This is a genomic window from Actinocatenispora sera, assembly GCF_018324685.1.
Lineage (GTDB): Bacteria > Actinomycetota > Actinomycetes > Mycobacteriales > Micromonosporaceae > Actinocatenispora > Actinocatenispora sera.
In genome coordinates this window covers 4,597,067-4,612,590 of record NZ_AP023354.1, presented here as the reverse complement: position 1 = coordinate 4,612,590, position 15,524 = coordinate 4,597,067, and the positions used below count along the sequence as shown (strand labels likewise).

The following is a 15,524-nucleotide window of genomic DNA, read 5'->3' as shown; positions in this document are numbered from 1 at the left end:
CCGGCGCGCGCCGGGGTGTGCTGGAGCGGAACGCTCAGACCACGCCACCGTTACGGTCGGTTTCCGGCCCCTCCATTGGCAGCGACGCCACCATTGGATAGCGTCGCCGCCATGACGTACGACCCAGGCGGTCCGTATCCTCCGTCCAACCAGGGTCCCGGCGGTGGAGACAACCAACCTGCCAGCGGGCCCGGCTACCCGACCAGCGGCGCCGCCCCGGGAAGCGGTGGGCCGTACCGACCGGCGCCCGGCGAGCCGTACCGGGGTGGCAGCCTGCCAAGCCCGGCCAGCGGCCCCGGCTACCCCGCGAGTGGGCCCGGCTATCCGGCGAGTGGACCCGGTTACCCGGGCGGCGGCGCCGACTACCCGGGCACGGCGTCCCCGGCGGGCGGCGGCCCCTACCAGCAGGGCTACCAGCAGGCGTACCAGGATCCCTACCAGCAGGATCCCTACCAGCAGGACCCGTACCAGCAGGGTTACGGCCAGCCCGGGTACCCGCCGGGCTACCAGCAGCAGGTGACACCCGGCTACGGGGCACCGGGCTACGGGCAGCCGGCGTTCGACCCGGTCACCGGGGAGCCGCTGTCGGACAAGACGAAGCTGATGGCCGGCCTGTTCAGCATCCTGCTCGGCGGTGTCGGCGTCGGCCGCTTCTACCTGGGCTACACCGGCCTCGGCGTGCTGCAGATCGTCGTCACGGTCTGCACCGGCGGCGTCGGCGGGATCTGGGGGATCATCGAGGGCATCATGATCCTCGCGAACAACTCGATCCCCGACGTCGAGGGCCGCAAGCTGCGCGACAACTGAGCGCACGACAGCGCGGCACGATCAGGCGAGGCGAACCAGACGGCTCTCGGCCACCGGCGCGACCGCCGGTGGCCGAGGCGTTTCCGGGCGCCGGTCAGGCCGGGCGCAGGCCGGTCCAGCCGTTCTCCCGGCTGCGGGCCGCGGCGAGCACCCCGGCCACGGCGGTGGCGTTGGTCAGCTCCCCGGTCGTCACCATCGCGACCGCATCCGCCAGCGGCACCCAGCGGGTCGTCAGGCCGGCCTCCTCGGCGGTGCGTTCGAACCGCTCGTGCGCCGGAACCGGCGCCACATCCCGCGCGAGGTACACCCGGATCCGCTCGTCCGAGCAGCCGGGCGTGGTGTGCAGCTCGGCGAGCAGCTGCCAGTCGCGGGCGGTCAGGTCGGCCTCCTCGGCCAGTTCCCGCCGCGCGGTGTCCACCGGCGCCTCCCCCGCCACGTCGGTCAGCCCGGCCGGCAACTCCCACATCGCCTGCCCGACCGGGTGCCGGTACTGCCGGATGAGCAGCACCGACCCGTCGGCGTCCACGGCCACGGCGGCGACGGCGCCGACGTGGTGCAGGAAGTCCCGCCGGGCGACCTCCCCGTCGGGCATCCGCACCTGGTCACTGACCAGGGAGAACACCGGGTTGACGGGCCGCTCGACGTGCTCGACGACCGGGTAGTCGGACCGCTGGCCGGCGCTCACGAGCTCGCCCCCGACACCGCCGCACGCGGCGCGGTCACGTGGGTGGCGGCCACGGGCGAGACATCGTCGTCGTCGGTGTCGGGCAGCGTCACCGGCAGCCGCTCGGCCTGCTCGTAGTCGACCGCGGCGGCGACGAACGCGCGGAACAGCGGGTGTGGCCGGGTCGGCCGGGACTTGAACTCCGGGTGCGCCTGGGTGGCGACGAAGAACGGGTGCACCTCCCGGCGCATCTCGACGAACTCCACCAGCCGGCCGTCCGGCGACGTACCGCTGATCTCGACGCCGGCCGCGGCCAGCTTGTCGCGGTAGGCGTTGTTCACCTCGTACCGGTGCCGGTGGCGCTCGCTGACCTCGGTCGTCTCGTACGCCTGGGCCACCTGCGAGCCGGCCGCGAGCGTCGCCGGGTACGCGCCGAGCCGCATGGTGCCGCCCATGTCGCGCTCACCGGCCACCACGTCTCGCTGGTCGGCCATGGTGGCGATCACCGGGTGCGCGGCGCGCTCGTCGAACTCGGCCGAGTCGGCGCCATCCAGACCGGCCACGTTGCGCAGCGTCTCGATGACCATGCACTGCAGCCCGAGGCACAACCCGAGTGTCGGGATCGCGTTCTCCCGCGCGTAGCGGACCGCGCCGATCTTCCCCTCGATGCCGCGCACCCCGAACCCGCCCGGGATCAGCACCCCGTCCACCCCGCGCAGCGCCGCCGCCGCACCGGCCGGGGTCTCGCAGTCGTCGCTGCCCACCCACCGGATGTCCACGTGTACCCGGTGCGCGAAGCCGCCGGCGCGCAACGCCTCGGTGACCGACAGGTACGCGTCGGGCAGGTCGACGTACTTGCCGACCAGCGCGATCGTCACGCTGCCGCGCGGCCGGTGCACCCGGTGCAGCAGGTCGTCCCAGCGGGTCCAGTCGACGTCCCGGAACGGCAGGTCCATCCGGCGCACCACGTACGCGTCCAGCCCCTCGCGGTGCAGCACCTTCGGGATGTCGTAGATGCTCGGCGCGTCCGGGCAGCCGATGACCGCCTCGGCCTCGACGTCGCAGTACAGCCCGATCTTCGCCTTGACGCCGGCCGGGATGTCGCGGTCGGAACGGCAGACGATCGCGTCCGGCTGGATGCCGATGTTGCGCAGCGCCGCCACCGAGTGCTGGGTCGGCTTGGTCTTCAGCTCGCCGGACGGTGCCAGGTAGGGCACCAGCGACACGTGCAGGTAGAAGCAGTTGTCCCGGCCGATGTCGTGCCGCAGCTGCCGGATCGCCTCCAGGAACGGCAGCGACTCGATGTCCCCGACGGTGCCACCGACCTCGGTGATCACCACGTCCGGCACCTGGCCGCCGGGGCCGGGCACCGCCATCGCCCGGATCCGTTCCTTGATCTCGTTGGTGATGTGCGGGATCACCTGGACGGTGTCACCCAGGTACTCGCCGCGGCGTTCCTTCGCGATCACCGTCGAGTAGACCTGGCCGGTGGTGACGTTGGCGTACGCGCCGAGCGGCGAGTCGAGGAACCGCTCGTAGTGGCCGACGTCCAGGTCGGTCTCCGCGCCGTCCTCGGTCACGAACACCTCGCCGTGCTGGAACGGGTTCATGGTGCCCGGATCCACGTTGAGGTACGGGTCGAGCTTCTGCATCACCACGCGCAGCCCGCGCGCGGTGAGCAGGTTACCGAGACTGGAGGCGGTCAGGCCCTTGCCGAGCGATGAGGCGACGCCCCCGGTGACGAAGATGTGTTTGGTCGTGCGCGCCGAGCCGGCCAAAACGGACTCCCGTGGTGTGTGCGGCGAATGCGACAGAAAGCTGCGGCGCCGATCGTTGCCGCAGGTGGTCGGGCCGTTCGCCGGCCAAGACAAGCAGGCCGTCCGAGAAGAATGCCACGCGATCCACGGGACTCCAGAGTAACAGCAGGCCCGGCCGGACCGAAGTGAACCACCCGGCGCGCCGTCGGGACGTGCGGGCAGGTACCGACCGAACCGGCAGGTACCACCCATCCGGCCGGGCCGGATCAGGAGGCCGGCTCGCCCCGCTCCGGCCTGCGCACCTGGAGGCAGTACTGCACCGCGAGCGGCACCGCCACCGACGCCGCCGCGCCGGCCACGATCAGCCCGGCCCCGTCGAACAGCCCCGCCAGTACCGCCGCGACGGTGGCACCGGCCAGCGCACCGCGCAGCGACGGGAACAGCCCGTGCACCCGGCGCAGCCCGGCGGCCGGCCCCAGCAGGACCAACCCGACGAACACCGCCGACACCGCCACGAGCAGGCTGAGCAGGCTGCCGACCGTGGCCATCGTGTTCGCCTGCATCACCCGGTGCAGCGCCGGCCCCGCGGTACCGCCGAACAGGTGGCCGACGAACCGGGCCAGGTGGCCGCGCTGCTCCGGCGGCCGGGTCAGATCCAGCAGCGCGAACGCACCGGTCACCCCGAGCCCGGCCACGATCGCCCAGCCCAGCCGGGTCACGGTGAGAAAGCCGCCACGCGACAGCACCGCCGCCACCGCGGCGCCGGCGGTCATCCCGATCGCCGCACCCGGATCGGCTCCGAAGAACGGACCGCCGACCGCCACCACCCCGGCCCCGCCCACCAACGCCATCAACACCGGCCGGTACCGGCGCGGCACCCGGACGGCGAGGCACCCGGCCAGTGCCAGTACCGCGGCGGCGAAGGCGCCGAGGCCGACCATGCCCAGGCCGGTGTAGCGGTCCCCGGTCACCGCGGCGTAGCCGACCACGTTGTCCAGCTCCAGGTGCGCGCCGCTCACCACGTCGACACCGATCACCGCCACCGCGACCGCCGCGGTCGCCGCCGGCTGACCGAGCCGCCAGCGGCGCCACGGGCCGAGCCGTACCACCGCGGTCGCGACCGCGAGCCAGCCGGCCACCACGGCGAGAAACGTCCAGCCGGGTGCGCCGGTGCGCCACCAGGGCACCACGTTGGCCAGCAGCATCGCCGGTACCACCAGGGCGGCCGCGGCGGCCGCGGTCGCGATCACCGCCCGGGTCCGGTCCGGCGCGTCCACCAGCCGGCTGAGGCCGAACCCGACCAGCAGGTACAGCACCAGCTGGCTGGCCACCAGCACCGCGACGAACCACCCCGCGACGCCCGCGGTGGCCACCGACGAGCGGTCCGCGTCGACCAGCCGGTCCCGGCTCACCGGCATCGTCGCGGTCCGCGCGGACCCGTGCTGCCACGGTTGCCCGGTGAACGCGGCCGGCCGGCGCAACCCGAGCGTGTCGGTCACCGTCGGCGCCACGTCGGCCAGCTGCACGTACCCGGTGCGGTTGGTACTGCCGGAGGTCAGCCACCCGCCGCGAAAGTCCGGCCCGTCCGCGATCGCCACGTGCAGCCGCGCCGGCGTACCGGTGTCGGAGACCCCGGCGACGAGCACCGTGGAGTCCGCGGCACGGGCCGCGACCACCTGCCCGACCAGCCGATCGACCGCCCGTACGGCAGCGCGCCGGGGCGCACTGGTGCCGGTGACCTGGCCGGCGTCGACCACGGTGAGCGGGCAGCGGGCCAGCACCGCCCGCAGGTGCGTCGGCAGCTTCGGCAGGTACTGCGTGATGCGGCCGACCGGACGGGCCGCCGCGATCGCCGCGCCGGACCCGATCGCGGTCGCGCAGCGCAGCGACTCAGCCAGCGCGCCCGGTCGCGCCTGCGCCGACGTGTTGCGCAGCACCACGTCCGGTTGGTCGTCCAGGACCGCCGAGCCGTCGGCGTGCAGCACCAGCCGTACCGGCGGATTCGGACAGGCCCGGGGCGTGGCCCGATGTGGCCCACGCTGGGCCCGGGCACCGGCACCGAGCGTCACCCAGCCGTCCTCCGGGCAGGACAGCGCCCGGGTCGAGCGGGCCGAGAGGGTACCGATCGAGCCGTTGCCGGCGAGCCGCCACAGCGCCGGGGTGTCCGCGGCGGACAGATCGTCCCAGCGCAGTCCCGGCACCCCGATCACGATCACCTGACCGCTGGAGCGCGCAGCGTGGGTCGGCGCCGCCGACGCCGGCGCCGCCAGTCCGAGCAGCACGCCGAGCGTGACCAGCAGCAACCCGGCGGCGCGCCGACCGGTCATTCGAGCAGCTCGGCGTAGACGGCCTCGACCTGCGCCACGGTGTCCGCCTCCGTCGGCCAGCTCGCCGCCTGCACGCCCGCCCGCGCGGCCAGCTCCGCCCGCCGAGCCGGGTCGTCCAGCAACGCCTCGACCGCACCGGCCAGCGCAGCACCGTCGCCGGCCGGTACCAGCGCCGCGGCGGCACCGACGAGCCCCGGCACCCCGCCCACCGCGGTACACACCAGCGGCCGGCCGGCACCCAGCGCCTCCTGCGCGAACAGCTGCCGCGCCTCCCACCGGCTCGACACCACCGCCACGTCGCACGCGGCGAGCAGGTCGGCCACGTCGCTGCGGTGGCCCAGCAGCGTCACCGGGGCACCGGACGCGGCGATCCGATCGGCCAACGCGGCCCGGTCCGGCCCGTCACCGGCGATCGCCAGCAGCGGCTGCGGGTCGCGGCCGCGCCACCGGGCGGCGACGTCGACGAGCAGGTCGTACCCCTTCTGCGGGTGCAGCCGGCCCACCGACAGCAGCAGCGGTCGGCCCACCGCACCGAGCTCCTCGCGTACCTGCGCCGGGGTCCGGCGCGGCGCCGGCAGCGACGGTGCGGCCACCGGCGCCGGGCGGACGTCCCGGCCGCCCAGCCGCAGCACCCGGTCGACCAGATCGTCGGAGGCGCACAGGTGCACGGTCGCCGAGCGGGCCAGCCACCGCTCCAGCGCCGCAAGCAGCCGCTGGCGCGGGCCGGTTCCGTTGTCCGGCAACAGGTTGTGCCAGGTCACCAGCAGCGGCGCCGAGCGCGGGCGGGCCAGCGCGGCGAGCACACCGGCCCGCATCCCGTGCGCGTGCACCACGTCCGCGCCGCGCAGACCGGCCGCGAGCGCCGCGAGCGCCGGCAGGTCACGCGCCGGGTCGAGCCCCGCCGAGATCTGCACCGGCCGGAACGCCGCACCGCCGAAGTCGAACAGCTCACCGACCTCGCGCGGGCCCAACACCCGCACCAGCCGGCCGTCCCGGACCAGCCCGGCGGCCAGCGAACCGACATGCCGGCCGATGCCGCCGCTGCTGGTGGGCAGCACCAGCGCGACCCGATCCCGTACGTCTGCCACGCTTCTCCCCACCGCGCGGCCCGGTGGCCGACCCGCCCCACGGGCCCGGCTGCATCGGGCGTCGCGCGTCCCCGTCGCTGTCGCCTCCGCCGCGGGACCCGCGTCCCGCCGGTTGGTCTTCGGGCATTGTTTCGCAATTCCGGCCGGCCACCCGGGAGTCGAAACACGCTCTAGCCTGACAGGTGGCTGCCACCGGGCGAACGCCGGGTTACGGGCGCTGATCGACTGGCGCCGCGGCCGGGGGCGGGGCGGCCGGCGCCGCCGGGAGGCGGCCCCAGCGATCGACCGCGGCGAGCGCCGGGTGGGACTCGATCACCGCGGTGAAGCTGACCTTCTCACTGGCCAGGGTGAGCCCGGCCATCCCGGCCAACAGGGCGATCCGGCCGGATCGCCCGAGCGTGCGGGTGGCGGCAAGGCCCAGCAGCGCGCCCAGCGCGTTCGCCCCGCCATCGCCCAGCATCACCCGCTCGTGCAGATCGTCCGGCAACAGCGCGCCGGCGGCACCGAGCGGACCGGCGGCAAGCCCACCGGCGCGACCGGCGAGCAGCGGTCCGCCGGCCAACAGACCGACCTTCACCGCCCGGCCGGGACGCAGATCGAACAGGTTCGCGAGGTTCGCCGCACCGGCGATGACGCCGGCCGACACCAGCGTGTCGGCCGGATGCGGGCCGCGACCACGATCGGCCAGCGACGCGGCGACCAGCGACGCGACACCGATCCCGCCGATCTTCACCAGGCCGCTGGTGATCCGGCCGGCCCGCAGCGCGGCGAGGTGCCCGCGAAACCCCTTGGCCTGGCGCTGGTCCGGGCGCTGCCCCACCACGTCGTCGTACAGCCCGACCGCGCCGGCCGACAGCCCCACCGTCAGTGCCGCCGCCCGGGCACCGCGGTCGGCCGCGCCCAGCGCCGCGGCACCGGCGGCCGCCGCCGCCAGCGCCGGACCGGCCGCAAGGCTCACGGTGGCACCGCGGTGATTCACCCGCTCCAGCGCCGCTGCGACCGGCGCGGCCCGTACCGCGCGCAGCGCCGCCCGGGCCGCGACCGCGCCGGCGCCGGCCACGGCCGCCCGGCGCAGCACGCCGCCCCACACCGAGCCGCGCCCGGACGACACCGCGGCCATCAGCCGCTCGCCGGCAGCAGCTGGCTCGCGCCGTCGCCCAGCCCGTACTGACCGACCGTGCCGGACAGTTGAGCCGACAGCGCCAGTACGGCGGTGATCTGGCCCTGGACCAGGTTCAGCGTGTCCACTGTGGACACTGTTGCGGTCAGGTTGCTGTCACCGCGCACCGCGCCGATCACGTTGCCCTGCCCCGAGGTACCGGGGCCGGCCAGCACCGTCTGCCCGGCCTTGGCGAACTGGCGCACCACGGTGACCGCGGCCGCGTTGCGCTTCGCCGCGTCCGGGTCGGTGGCCGGCGGCCCGCCGACCACCACGACCGCCTCGGCCGGCGTCTTGACCGCCTTGCCCACGATCAGGTTCTGCCCCGTCGCGTACGCGGTGAGCACCGTGGTGCGGGAGTCCTTCGACACCGCGTCGTGCCGCTTCACCAGCACCGCGGCGAGCAACGCGGAGGACGACTCGACGCCGTCGGCGTTGTTCGGCAGCGTGGTGTGGATGTCCACCGGCAGCTTCGCCGAGGCCAGATCGCTCAGCGCATCGTTGTTCTTCGGGTCGGTGAACGTGTTGGTCAGCCGCACCTCGCCGGCGAGCGTCGCCCCCGCGTAGCCGAGCATCTGCTCGGTGCCGCTGACCGCCTTGTCGTCGGCACCGGGCAGCGCGAGCACCAGCACCGACCGCTTGGTCAGCGTGCCGGCCAGGATCCGCGGCGCCAGCTGCCGGTCGAAGTCCTCCTTCTTGTTCGCCTCGCTGGTCAGGTGCTGCACCTGACCGCGGTACTGCTCGTTGGACTTGCGCAGCTCACCCACCTGGTCGTTCAGGTTGTCGGTGAGCGTGCCGTTGAGCGCCGCGGTGCCGAGCACCAGACCGACGGCGAGCGCGAGGAAGACCGCCGTCAAGGTGACGACGTGATAGCGAAAGTTGATCACGAGAACAGCCTCTGCACATGGAACAGCAAGTTGTCCCACCACTCGGCGAGGACCTGGAGATAGGAGCGGCTGATCGTCGACACCGCGACGGCCGCCGCCAGCGCCGCGATCGCCGCCAGCACCAGCAACAACAGCGACGAGGTCGACACGCCCTGCCGGTACAGCCGGGACACGCCCTTGGCGTCGACCAGCTTGCCGCCGACCTTGAGCCGGGTCAGGAACGTCGAGGCCATCCCGCCGCGGCCCTTGTCGAGGAACTCCACCAGCGTGGCGTGCGTGCCGACCGCCACGATCAGCGTGGAGCCCTTCTCGTCGGCCAGCAGCATCGCCAGATCCTCGCTGGTCGCGGCGGCCGGGAACAGCACCGCCGGCACGTCCAGCGACTCGACCCGGGCCAGGCCCGGCGCCCGCCCGTCCGCGTACGCGTGGACGATGACCTCGGCGCCGCAACGCAACACGTCGTCGGACACCGAGTCCATGTCACCGACGATCATGTCCGGCGTGTATCCGGCCTCCACCAAGGCATCCGCGCCGCCGTCCACGCCGATCAGCACCGGCTTGAACTCGCGGATGTAGGGCCGCAGCACCTCGAGGTCGGCCTTGTAGTCGTACCCGCGCACCACGATCAGGCAGTGCCGGCCGGCCAGGTCGGTCGCCACGTCCGGCACGCCGACCCCGTCGAGCAGCAGGTCACGCTCGCGCTTGAGGTACTCCATCGTGTTGCCGGCGAACGCCTCCAGCTGCGCCGACAGCCCCTGCCGCGCGTCGGCCATCGCCGCGGCCACCGTCTCGGCGTCCAGCCGGGCACCGGTGGCGACCTTGTCCTGGCCGAGGAACACGGTGCCGCCGTCGATCCGGACGACGGCGCCCTCGCGCACCTTCCGGAAGACGTCCTCGCCGACATCGTCGATGACCGGAATGCCGGCCTTGACCAGCACTTCCGGGCCGAGATTCGGGTACCGACCGGAGATCGACGGCTTCGCGTTGACCACCGCGGACACGCCGCAGCTCACCAACGAGTCCGCCGCGACCCGATCCAGGTCGAGGTGATCGATGACCGCGACGTCACCGGGCCGCAACCGACCGGTCAGCCTTTTCGTGCGCCGATCGAGTCGCGCCGGTCCGCTGACCGCGCCTGCTTCTGCCGTCCGAGCCCGACGGAGGGTGGGTAGCCGCATCGCTACCAATCTTGACACTCAGGGCCCGGCAACCCCGACCGCGACATGCATGTAAATCTATCAGCGTCGGGGCGACCGATCCGGCCAATCACCCCGATACCGCCCGCGGACGGCACACCAGGTGGCTCACCGCCGCCGGCCACGGCCGGACCGGGCCATCGCCAGCAGCTCCTCGGCGTGCGCCACACCCAGGTCGGAGTTGGGTAACCCGGCGAGCATCCGGGCCAGCTCGCGGGCCCGCTCGCTGTCCTCGACCACCCGCACCCCGGAGGTGGTCACCGACCCGCTGGAACCCTTCTGCACGACCAGATGACGATCCGCGAACGCGGCGACCTGCGGCAGGTGGGTGACCACCAGCACCTGGTGTCGCCGGGCGAGCAACGCCAGCCGCCGACCGATCTCCACCGCCGCCTCGCCACCGACCCCGGCATCGACCTCGTCGAACACCAGCGTCGGCGGCCCGCCCGCGCCGGCGAACACCACCTCCACGGCCAGCATCACCCGGGACAGCTCGCCGCCCGAGGCGCCCCGCTGCACCGGCAGCGCCGGCGCGCCGGGATGCGGGATCAGCTGCAGCTCGACCTCGTCCGCGCCGTCCGGACCGGCGCCGGCCGGCGCGCCGTCCACCGTGGCGGTCGGCGTCCCCGCCGCCGGCGGCCGGGCCAGCACCTGCGCCACCACCTTGGCATGCGGCATCGCGAGGCCGGTCAGCTCACCGCTGACCGCCACCCCGAACCGTTGCGCCGCCTCCCGCCGGGACACCGCCAGCCGACCGGCCAGCTCGGCCACCTCGTCGGCCAGCCGGTCGCGTTCCGCCTCCAGCGCCGCGAGCGTCTCGTCCGACGAGTCCAGCTCGGCGAGCTGCCGCTGCGCGTCATCGGCCCAGGCCAGCACGCCGTCGACGTCCTCGGCGTACTTGCGGGTCAGCGCGCGCAGCGCGGCCCGCCGCTCGTGCACCTGCGCCAGCCGAGCCGGGTCGGCGTCCAGATCCGCCGTGTAGCTCGCCAGCTCGCCGGCGACATCGGAAACCAGCCTGGCCGCCTGCTCGATCCGGCCGGACAGCTCGCCGAGCGCCTCGTCCACCTCGGCCTGCGCGTCCAGCTCGTGCCGGGCCGCGCCGAGCAGGGCGGACGCGTCGGTCCCGGCGGTCGGATCGTCGGCGTCACCGGCGAGCGCCTGCTGCGCCGCCGCGACCGCCGCCCGCAGCCCCTCGGTGTGCTCCAGACGCTGCGCCAACGCGCGCAGCTCGACATCCTCCCCCGGCTGCGGATCCACCTGGCCGATCTCGGCCAGGCCCAACCGGAGCAGGTCGGCCCGCTGGTTGCGCTCCCGGGCGTTCGCTCGCCGCTCGGCGAGCTCCGCGTCGTGCCGTCGCCAGGCGGCAAACACCTCCCGGTAGTGCGCCAGCAGCTTCTCGTGGTCGGCCCCCGCGTACCGGTCCAGGGTGGCCAACTGTTCCGCCGGCTGCAGCAGCCGCATCTGGTCGGACTGGCCGTGCACCGCGAGCACCCGCGCACCGATGTCGGCCAACACGCCGACCGGCACGGACCGCCCGCCGACATGCGCGCGGGATCGCCCCTCCGCGCTCACCGACCGGGCGAGCAGCACCGACCCGTCCTCGTCCGGCTCCGCGCCGGCCTCGCTCACCCGCGCGGCCACCGCCTTCGCCACCCGACCGGAGCAGCGCAGCCGGCCCTCGATCACGGCACGGCCAACATCGGCCCGGACCCGGCCGGCGTCGGCCCGGCCGCCGAACAGCAGACCCAGCCCGGCCACCACCATCGTCTTGCCGGCACCGGTCTCGCCGGTGATCACGGTCAGACCGGAGTCCAACGGCAGTGTCGCGTCGTCGATGACTCCCAGCCCGGTGATGCGCAGCTCCTCCAGCACACGACGACCATAGCCGCACCCGGCGACAGTTCGGTCGGTCGGTGACAGCCCCGCCGACCGACCCGCGCCGGGTCAGCGCTGCTGCGCGCGCCAGCCGTCGACCGGTAGGGCGAACTTCTTCACCAGCCGGTCGGTGAACGGCTGCGGTTGCAGTCGGACCACCCGAACCGGCTCGGCGCCCCGCCGTACCACCACCTTGCTGCCCGGATCCAGCTCGAACATCCGCCGGCCGTCGCAGTTGAGCAGCGCGAACGTGGTGTACGGCTCGACCGTGACGACGAACGTCGAGGTCGGTGCCGCCACCAGTGGCTTGCTGAACAGCGCGTGCGCGCTCACCGGTACCAGCAGTAGTGCCTCCACGCCGGGCCAGACGACCGGGCCACCGGCGGAGAACGCGTACGCCGTCGAGCCGGTCGGGGTCGCGCACACCACCCCGTCGCAGCCGTACCGGGACAGCGGCCGGCCGTCGACCTCGACCAGCACCTCGAGCATCCGTTCCCGGGAACCCTTCTCCACGCTCGCCTCGTTCAGCGCCCAGGAGCGGGCCACCACCTCGCCGTCCCGGATCACCTCCACGTCCAGCGTCAGCCGCTCCTCCACCACGTACGCGCCGCGGCACACGTCGCGGACCGCGGTGTCCAGGTCGTCGAACTCCGCCTCGGCGAGAAACCCGACCCGGCCCAGGTTGATGCCCAGCAGCGGCGCCCGTACCGGCCGGGCCAGCTCCGCGGCCCGCAGCAACGTCCCGTCACCGCCCAGCGCGAACACGATCTCCACCCCGTCGGCGGCCTCCTCGGCCCCGACCGGTACCAGCCCGGGCACGCCCAGGTCGCCGGCCTCGTCGGCGAGCACCCGGACCCGGAATCCGGCGCGCAGCAGATCCTGCGCGACGGTCTGGGCGTGTCCGGTACTCGCCCGCCGGCCGGTGTGGGTGATCAGCAACGCTTCCCGACTCACGGGTGCTCCCCTTCGGCCTGCGGCGGCGTCGCGCCGGCCGCGGCGTACACCTGGGCGGGCTCGACGCGCCCCGCGCCGCGCCGCAGCCACAGGAAGAACTCCACGTTGCCCGACGGTCCCGGCAGCGGGCTCCGGGTCACCCCGGCCACACCGAGCCCCAACTCGTCGGCCGCCGCCGCGACCGCCAAGACCGCCTCGGCACGCAGCGCCTCGTCCCGCACCACGCCGCCGGCACCGACCCGGTCCTTGCCGACCTCGAACTGCGGTTTCACCATCGGTACCAGATCGCCGTCCGGTTCCAGGCAGGCCACCAGCGCCGGCAGCACCAGCCGCAGCGAGATGAAGGACAGATCCGCGACGCACAGCTGCGCCGGCCCACCGATCGCGTCCGGTGTCAGGGTGCGGACGTTGGTGCGCTCGTGCACCGCGACCCGCTCGTCGGTACGCAGCGACCAGGCGAGCTGGCCGTACCCGACGTCGACCGCGGCCACCTCGCGCGCCCCGTGACGCAGCAACACGTCGGTGAACCCGCCGGTGGACGCGCCGGCATCCAGGCAGCGGCGGCCCTCGACGGTGAGTCCGTCGGGCTCGAACGCGGCCAGCGCACCGAGCAGCTTCGTCGCGCCGCGCGACACGTAGTGCGGGCCCGCGTCGGTCACCCGGATCGCGATGGCCGGATCGACCGCGGTGGCCGCCTTGCGCGCCACCACGCCGGCCACCTCGACCAGCCCGGCACCGACCAGCTCGCCCGCCTGCTCCCGGGACCGGGCCAGGCCACGGCGGACCAGCTCGGCGTCCAACCGCAACCTACGCGCCATACCGGGCCGATCCCGCGAAACCGATCATGCGTCGTCCACCGTGGCCAGCACGTCCTGCAGCGACCGGTGCACCCGCTCGTACCCGGCCACGTGCTCACCGGTCGGCCAACCCGTCAGCTCGTCGAGTACCGCGAGCGCCTCGTCGACCCGCGGCTCCCCGGTCGGCTCCAGCCCACCGTTCCTCGACGCCGGTACCTGGGATCCGGCCGGGTCGGGCCACGGCGCGTGAGACCCGGCCGCCGCCGCTCGCTCCGGATCGGCCCGGGCCGGCGTCACGTCGTGACCCGGTGCCCCGGGCACCGGGCGTACGGCCGGCGAGCCGGCACCGAACAGGTGCGGTCCCGGTCGCGGTGTCGCCGGTTGCTGTTCGTCTGTCATGCGCGCTCACTCACCGGTTCCGGGCGCGGACTCGGGCGCCCGCGCCGCCGCCGTCTTCTTCGTACCGGCCTTCTTTGCTCCGGCCTTCTTCGCTCCGGCCGTCTTGGCCGCGGCCGCTGTCGAGGCCGCGGTCTTCGTCGCCGCGCTCGTGGCGGCGGTCCTCGGTGCCGCGGCCTTGCCTGCTGCCGTGGTGGCGGCGTTCTTCTTCGCGGCGGTCTTCTTGGCCGTGGCCTTCTTGGCCGTGGCCTTCTTGGCCGTGGCCTTCTTGGCCGTGGCCTTCTTCGCCGCGGCCTTCTTGGCTGCGGCCTTCTTGGCCGCGGCCGTCTGCTTCGCGGCCATCGTCGCCGCGGTCGTCTTCTTCGCCGCTCCCGTCGACCGGGTCGCGGCCGAGCCGCCCGCCTCCGTCTCGGCGAGCCGGTGCTCCAGCTCGTCGATCCGGGACTGCATCTCGGTGAGCCGGTCGGCGTTGACCAGGCCGACCGCCCGTAGCGCCTTGTCCAGCTCGCTACGAACCAGCTTCGCGACCGCCTCCCGGTTCGCGACGCTGGTCTCGACCAGTTCCTCGGTCATCGAACGCAGCTGGTCGACGCTCGCGCCGCTCTGCGCGGCGAGCGTGTCGATGGCCTGCTTCGCCCGTTTACGGGGTTTCTCGGTCAGGCCCAGAGCGAGTTCCAGGTAGGTGCGCCAGGCGTCCTGCTGCATGCGTGCCCCCTCGAGTACAGGCAACGGATCCCGCACGTACGCCCTGAACGCTACCGGGCGATCCACCGGACCCGTGCGGTACCGTGCCGTTCGAGCGGCGGATCCCCATCGGAGGTGCCATGGCCACCGTCGAAGAGTGCCGGCAGGCGCTCGACACGCTGTCGGAGCGGATGGTCGCGCATGCCGCGGAGCTGAGCTCCACGGTCAACCTCGATCGGAGGATGGTGCTGCGACTGCGCGACCTCGGCGTGGCCTTCCGCGGCCGGATGAACGACGGCGCGATCACCGAGATCGAGCCGGGTGACGACCCGAAGGCCCGCATCCAGATCGAGCTGACCAGCGACGACCTGGTTGCCATGGTCGACGGGCAGCTCGATTTCGCCCGCTCCTGGGCCGCTGGCCGAGTGTCGGTCAAGGCAAACGTGCTCGATCTGCTCAAACTCCGCAAACTTCTCTGACCAACCCACCGCTCCTTGTACGCACGGTGACGCGTCACCGCACCGCCGACACGACCGGCCCGCTCCGCCACGGCGCGGCGTTTCCGGCATCTCGGGCAGACGTCTCCGCGCCGCGCTCCCGACCACCAGCGCATCGTGTCTCTGGTCGTCTGGCCGAACCGGGATGGCGACTCGCCGGCGCCAGCCCGACCGAATCCCTGGCTCGCCGCGGCCGCCGGACCACATCCCCGAACGGCAGCCGGACCTGGCCCCGGCTCAACCACACCGGGATGGCGACTCGCCGGCGCCAGCCGTGCCGCGCTCCCGACAATCGCGAATCGTGTCCCCGGGTCATCCGGCCAAACCGGGATGGCGACAGCCCGGCCCCGTTCCCGACTAGGGTCTGTTTCGGGGCCCCCGGCCGAGCGAGGCGAGTCCTGTTTGTCTGCTCGCAAGGCGGAGGGCAGTTCGTGTG

14 protein-coding genes are annotated in these 15,524 nt (G+C 73.9%); 2 read left to right on the top strand and 12 right to left on the bottom strand.

What is annotated here, in order from left to right:
- The first annotated feature begins 111 nt into the window (after nucleotides 1-111).
- On the top strand, nucleotides 112-807 hold the full coding sequence (locus Asera_RS21970) for a TM2 domain-containing protein (RefSeq protein ID WP_030449944.1): 696 nt from the start codon (nucleotides 112-114) through the stop codon (nucleotides 805-807).
- Between the two features lie 94 nt (nucleotides 808-901).
- Here Asera_RS21970 and Asera_RS21965 read toward each other — a convergent pair whose 3' ends face one another.
- The 12 genes from Asera_RS21965 to Asera_RS21910 all read right to left on the bottom strand — a co-directional run bounded on the left by Asera_RS21965 (nucleotide 902) and on the right by Asera_RS21910 (nucleotide 14,612).
- Nucleotides 902-1,492: an NUDIX domain-containing protein gene (locus Asera_RS21965; protein WP_030449945.1), complete on the bottom strand. Its 591-nt coding sequence runs from the start codon at nucleotides 1,490-1,492 to the stop codon at nucleotides 902-904.
- The gene (locus Asera_RS21960; RefSeq protein WP_030449946.1) at nucleotides 1,489-3,249 is read right to left on the bottom strand and encodes a CTP synthase; all 1,761 of its coding nucleotides are present in this window, start codon (nucleotides 3,247-3,249) and stop codon (nucleotides 1,489-1,491) included. The genes Asera_RS21965 and Asera_RS21960 overlap by 4 nt, the downstream gene beginning before the upstream one ends.
- A 245-nt stretch (nucleotides 3,250-3,494) precedes the next feature.
- Nucleotides 3,495-5,555 (bottom strand): alkaline phosphatase family protein, encoded by a 2,061-nt coding sequence (locus Asera_RS21955; protein WP_051803114.1) that lies wholly within the window; start codon nucleotides 5,553-5,555, stop codon nucleotides 3,495-3,497.
- Nucleotides 5,552-6,643, bottom strand: coding sequence for a glycosyltransferase family 4 protein (locus Asera_RS21950; RefSeq protein WP_244843981.1), 1,092 nt, complete (start codon nucleotides 6,641-6,643; stop codon nucleotides 5,552-5,554). The genes Asera_RS21955 and Asera_RS21950 overlap by 4 nt, the downstream gene beginning before the upstream one ends.
- Nucleotides 6,644-6,851: 208 nt before the next feature.
- Nucleotides 6,852-7,763 carry a hypothetical protein gene (locus tag Asera_RS21945; RefSeq protein ID WP_051803115.1) on the bottom strand — a complete coding sequence of 304 codons (912 nt, stop codon included), beginning with the start codon at nucleotides 7,761-7,763 and terminating at the stop codon, nucleotides 6,852-6,854.
- Nucleotides 7,763-8,689 carry a copper transporter gene (locus tag Asera_RS21940; protein WP_030449950.1) on the bottom strand — a complete coding sequence of 309 codons (927 nt, stop codon included), beginning with the start codon at nucleotides 8,687-8,689 and terminating at the stop codon, nucleotides 7,763-7,765. The genes Asera_RS21945 and Asera_RS21940 overlap by 1 nt, the downstream gene beginning before the upstream one ends.
- Entirely contained in the window at nucleotides 8,686-9,867 is a 1,182-nt protein-coding gene (steA, locus tag Asera_RS21935) for a putative cytokinetic ring protein SteA (protein WP_030449951.1), read from the bottom strand. The genes Asera_RS21940 and steA overlap by 4 nt, the downstream gene beginning before the upstream one ends.
- Before the next feature lie 126 nt (nucleotides 9,868-9,993).
- Nucleotides 9,994-11,757 (bottom strand): DNA repair protein RecN, encoded by a 1,764-nt coding sequence (gene recN, locus Asera_RS21930; RefSeq protein WP_030449952.1) that lies wholly within the window; start codon nucleotides 11,755-11,757, stop codon nucleotides 9,994-9,996.
- A gap of 72 nt (nucleotides 11,758-11,829) precedes the next feature.
- Nucleotides 11,830-12,714 carry an NAD kinase gene (locus Asera_RS21925; RefSeq protein WP_030449953.1) on the bottom strand — a complete coding sequence of 295 codons (885 nt, stop codon included), beginning with the start codon at nucleotides 12,712-12,714 and terminating at the stop codon, nucleotides 11,830-11,832.
- Entirely contained in the window at nucleotides 12,711-13,532 is an 822-nt protein-coding gene (locus Asera_RS21920) for a TlyA family RNA methyltransferase (RefSeq protein ID WP_030449954.1), read from the bottom strand. The genes Asera_RS21925 and Asera_RS21920 overlap by 4 nt, the downstream gene beginning before the upstream one ends.
- 24 nt (nucleotides 13,533-13,556) lie before the next feature.
- Nucleotides 13,557-13,910: a hypothetical protein gene (locus Asera_RS21915; protein WP_030449955.1), complete on the bottom strand. Its 354-nt coding sequence runs from the start codon at nucleotides 13,908-13,910 to the stop codon at nucleotides 13,557-13,559.
- Nucleotides 13,911-13,916: 6 nt separating this feature from the next.
- Nucleotides 13,917-14,612 (bottom strand): phasin family protein, encoded by a 696-nt coding sequence (locus tag Asera_RS21910; protein WP_157035237.1) that lies wholly within the window; start codon nucleotides 14,610-14,612, stop codon nucleotides 13,917-13,919.
- Between the two features lie 119 nt (nucleotides 14,613-14,731).
- Here Asera_RS21910 and Asera_RS21905 point away from each other — a divergent pair, with 119 nt between their 5' ends.
- The gene (locus tag Asera_RS21905) at nucleotides 14,732-15,070 is read left to right on the top strand and encodes an SCP2 sterol-binding domain-containing protein (protein WP_030449957.1); all 339 of its coding nucleotides are present in this window, start codon (nucleotides 14,732-14,734) and stop codon (nucleotides 15,068-15,070) included.
- The last annotated feature ends 454 nt before the right edge of the window (nucleotides 15,071-15,524 follow it).

Excerpts from the sequence above, each read along its gene's own strand:
- Asera_RS21970 (WP_030449944.1), top strand. The coding sequence starts at position 112 with ATGACGTACGACCCAGGCGGTCCGTATCCTCCGTCCAACCAGGGTCCC.
- Asera_RS21955 (WP_051803114.1), bottom strand. The coding sequence starts at position 5,555 with ATGACCGGTCGGCGCGCCGCCGGGTTGCTGCTGGTCACGCTCGGCGTG.
- Asera_RS21945 (WP_051803115.1), bottom strand. The coding sequence starts at position 7,763 with ATGGCCGCGGTGTCGTCCGGGCGCGGCTCGGTGTGGGGCGGCGTGCTG.
- steA (WP_030449951.1), bottom strand. The coding sequence starts at position 9,867 with ATGCGGCTACCCACCCTCCGTCGGGCTCGGACGGCAGAAGCAGGCGCG.
- Asera_RS21920 (WP_030449954.1), bottom strand. The coding sequence starts at position 13,532 with ATGGCGCGTAGGTTGCGGTTGGACGCCGAGCTGGTCCGCCGTGGCCTG.
- Asera_RS21915 (WP_030449955.1), bottom strand. The coding sequence starts at position 13,910 with ATGACAGACGAACAGCAACCGGCGACACCGCGACCGGGACCGCACCTG.
- Asera_RS21910 (WP_157035237.1), bottom strand. The coding sequence starts at position 14,612 with ATGCAGCAGGACGCCTGGCGCACCTACCTGGAACTCGCTCTGGGCCTG.
- Asera_RS21905 (WP_030449957.1), top strand. The coding sequence starts at position 14,732 with ATGGCCACCGTCGAAGAGTGCCGGCAGGCGCTCGACACGCTGTCGGAG.